The sequence below is a fragment of the Synechococcus sp. 8F6 genome (assembly GCF_002252665.1).
In the GTDB taxonomy this organism is placed as follows: Bacteria; Cyanobacteriota; Cyanobacteriia; order PCC-6307; family Cyanobiaceae; genus Cyanobium_A.
Map to the genome: position 1 here is coordinate 1 of NZ_NQKZ01000048.1, position 2,812 is coordinate 2,812.

At 57.7% G+C, this 2,812-nt stretch carries 5 protein-coding genes; 3 read left to right on the forward strand and 2 right to left on the reverse strand.

What is annotated here, in order from left to right; translation table 11 throughout:
* Positions 1-180: 180 nt before the first annotated feature.
* Complete coding sequence (locus tag CJZ78_RS13320) at positions 181-390, reverse strand: hypothetical protein (protein ID WP_094561777.1); 210 nt, start codon at positions 388-390, stop codon at positions 181-183.
* Between the two features lie 230 nt (positions 391-620).
* Here CJZ78_RS13320 and CJZ78_RS14735 point away from each other — a divergent pair, with 230 nt between their 5' ends.
* Positions 621-803, forward strand: a complete 183-nt coding sequence (locus CJZ78_RS14735) for a hypothetical protein (RefSeq protein WP_094561778.1) — start codon at positions 621-623, stop codon at positions 801-803.
* Between the two features lie 249 nt (positions 804-1,052).
* Here the strand turns inward: CJZ78_RS14735 and CJZ78_RS13330 are convergent, their stop codons facing one another.
* Entirely contained in the window at positions 1,053-1,298 is a 246-nt protein-coding gene (locus CJZ78_RS13330) for a helix-turn-helix transcriptional regulator (RefSeq protein WP_158217103.1), read from the reverse strand.
* Positions 1,299-1,879: 581 nt separating this feature from the next.
* Between CJZ78_RS13330 and CJZ78_RS14595 the strand changes: the two genes are divergently transcribed.
* Both CJZ78_RS14595 and CJZ78_RS14600 read left to right on the forward strand, forming a co-directional pair.
* Positions 1,880-2,386 (forward strand): transposase, encoded by a 507-nt coding sequence (locus CJZ78_RS14595; RefSeq protein WP_143592840.1) that lies wholly within the window; start codon positions 1,880-1,882, stop codon positions 2,384-2,386.
* The coding region (locus tag CJZ78_RS14600; protein ID WP_143592841.1) for a helix-turn-helix domain-containing protein at positions 2,350-2,812 on the forward strand (463 nt) is incomplete at its 3' end. The genes CJZ78_RS14595 and CJZ78_RS14600, both read left to right, overlap by 37 nt.

Here is a 2,812-nt window from a genome sequence, read left to right on the forward strand (position 1 = left end):
GAGTTGCCAATTCAGCGATCAGGGTTCATAGTGAATGAATGGAGCTGCGCAATCAGCTTCCAAGCAGTCATCTCTTGACTGCTCCTGTTCACCCTCCGGAAAGGGTCACAGGACCTCCTGAGTTACACCACTCGGAGGGGCGCTACCCTCTGCCTCAACCGAGGCGCTGACGACATCCCCTTAAGGATCTTCCTCCTGCAGTGGCAGCGGCGGCGTAACCGATTGAGCGATGAAATCCTCCACAAGGTCGCGGATCGAGCGCCCTGTACGCCTGCTCAACGCTTCCAGTGCGTCATAGACCTCCTCACTCAAGTCCAGATCCAGACGCCTTGGCATCTTGGATGGGTCCAGTTTCCAGGCATCTAATGCCTTCTGCGAGTCATCAACCAAGAGTCTTGCTCCAGAGAGGGACTGCTGAAATAAAAAACGCAAATATCGCAGACAGTAATAACTACAGGTCGAACCTAAATCGGCCACTCTTAAGAAAACCTAAAGCAGGGTAGTAGGGGGGGGGCGCGAAAGGAGTGCCGCGAGCGAGAGCGCTTAACAAATGTACATGCATAAAAACAGAAGAAAGGTAAGGCGCGACAAGATGAACAAGAATTCAAGCCGCTTTAGCGATGTACGGCAGAGAGGAGGGAGGGACTGATGGTTTCACGGGCAACCGCGCCCCACAAAGGCTATCCATCACCTTGAACTACGCTGCCTACAAGAATTTGGAAAGACGAAGCGCCATGGAAGGTCGATCCATGAGCAACTTGGCAGCATTCATCCTGGAGAGTGCACTGACGAAGAACTCATGAAGCGACGACGAAGGCACAAAGAGTGGGACTATCAAACGAGACATCAGTCTCTTGAGAGAATGCCTCTTACCTCCTTCAACACCCTGAACCTTCGTGGGCAGAATCTACTAAACCGTTGTTTGGAGACAGGGTTCATCAACGCTGCGACTGCACTCACCCGCTATCAGCAAGGCAGGGGCATTGACCAACGCGCAGGGAACTGGTGGGAGAGCGACCCGCCAACTGGATCAAGGAAGTCACTTGTGCAGATTAAACAACCTCCAGCAAGTCCTCAATCCCACAATCCAGCACCGTCACAATCTTGGACGCCAGATCCAGCGACAGCGCTGATGCCGCCTTCTGATCATTTCGTGCCAGTCGGGTGATGGTGGTCGCCGCCACCCCCGCCTGAACGGCCAGCGCGTTCATCGTGATGGGTTTCTCGCCCGTCTCAGCACGGCGCAAATTTGCTTTGGCAATTGCTTTGGCGAGGGTCAGGCGAACTTGCTTTGCCATATCGGGCACCATAACTCAGGTGCCCTCGGCATGACCCTGAGTATGAGGCACACCAAAAGGCGCTCAAGCAATCACCCCGATCACGATCCGCACCACCAGGAATCCGAGCAGACCCACAAGGGCAAGCAACGACGGCAGACCAGCGACACCCATCTCCCGCCCTCGAACGATCAACCATTTCTAAAGGGAATCCGAAGAACCATCCGTAGTGATACACACAGCAGCACCGAACAGAACGTCGCTCAATGGCTCAGAACACTAAGCGCTTATTTATCAGTTTAAGGCACTAGTAGTACAGTGTTTAAGACAAGAGATTTCTCAATGCGTTCCGCGACTCCTGCTGGTGCGGGCGGAATCCCCAGCAACCCTTCCTCCACCCACCCCAGCGCGAATGGCGCACGAACACCCTGATGCGCCTCAGCCGCTCGGCATCCACCACAGTGAGGACACGATCAGACTGGTCTCTGAAAATCAGCATTTCCGCCAACGCAGCAATCAAGCCATCACCCTCTGCCTCCCCCGGTTTCAGGAAAGATGTCACCCCTCTGATCAGTACACCTGGGGGCTTGAGGACATGACCAATGCGTCGTTACAGCGAGGCCGTCAAGGCTGACGTGAGAAGGCGGATGAGCCCGCCGCACCGCCAGAGCGTGGCTCGGATTTCAGAAGAGCTGGGCATTCACGTGGTGACCCTCTACAACTGGAGAAAGATTTGGCGGTTACAGGGAGAGGTGGTGCCGGCTTCCGAGAAGGAACCAGAGGGCTGGAGTGCTGCCGACAAATTCACGGTGGTGCTGGAGAGCGCTGGCCTGAATGCCACCGAACTCAGTGGCTACTGCCGGGAGCGGGGGCTGTTTCCTGAGCAGGTGGAGCGTTGGCGGCAGGCTGCCCAGGATGCCAACGCCAAGCCAGTGCTCACCTTGAAAGAGCAGAAGGAGCTCGAGAAGCTCCGCGCCCAGGACCAGCGGGAGATCAAGGCTCTCAAGAAAGAGCTACAGCGCAAGGAGAAGGCCATGGCGGAGATGGCGGCCTTGCTGGTGCTGCGAAAAAAGTGGGAAGCCTTCTGTTCGGAGGACGCGGAAGGCTGACCAGTGCCGCGCACCGGCAGAAGGCGATCGAGCTGATCAGCGAGGCCAATGCCGCTGGCGCGGCTCTGGTGCCTGCCTGCTGCGAGATCGGGATCTCTCTGCGCACCCTCAAACGCTGGCGCAAGGCCTTTGGTGGTGATGGGGACGGCGTGGATCGCCGTAAAGGCAGTGACCGCCTGGTGGGTCACCGCCTGAGCGAGGAGGAACGACAGCGGATCCTGCTGACGTGTAATCAGCCGGAGTACGCCTCGCTGCCGCCGGGACAGATCGTGCCGGCGCTGGCCGATCAGGGCCTCTTTATCGGCTCTGAATCAAGCTTTTATAGGGTGCTGCACCAGGCAGGGCAGTGCCACCGCCGCGGGCGTGCACGGCTGCCGCAGGAACCGCGCTCGGTGCCGCGTCTCAGGGCGGATCGCCCCAACCAGG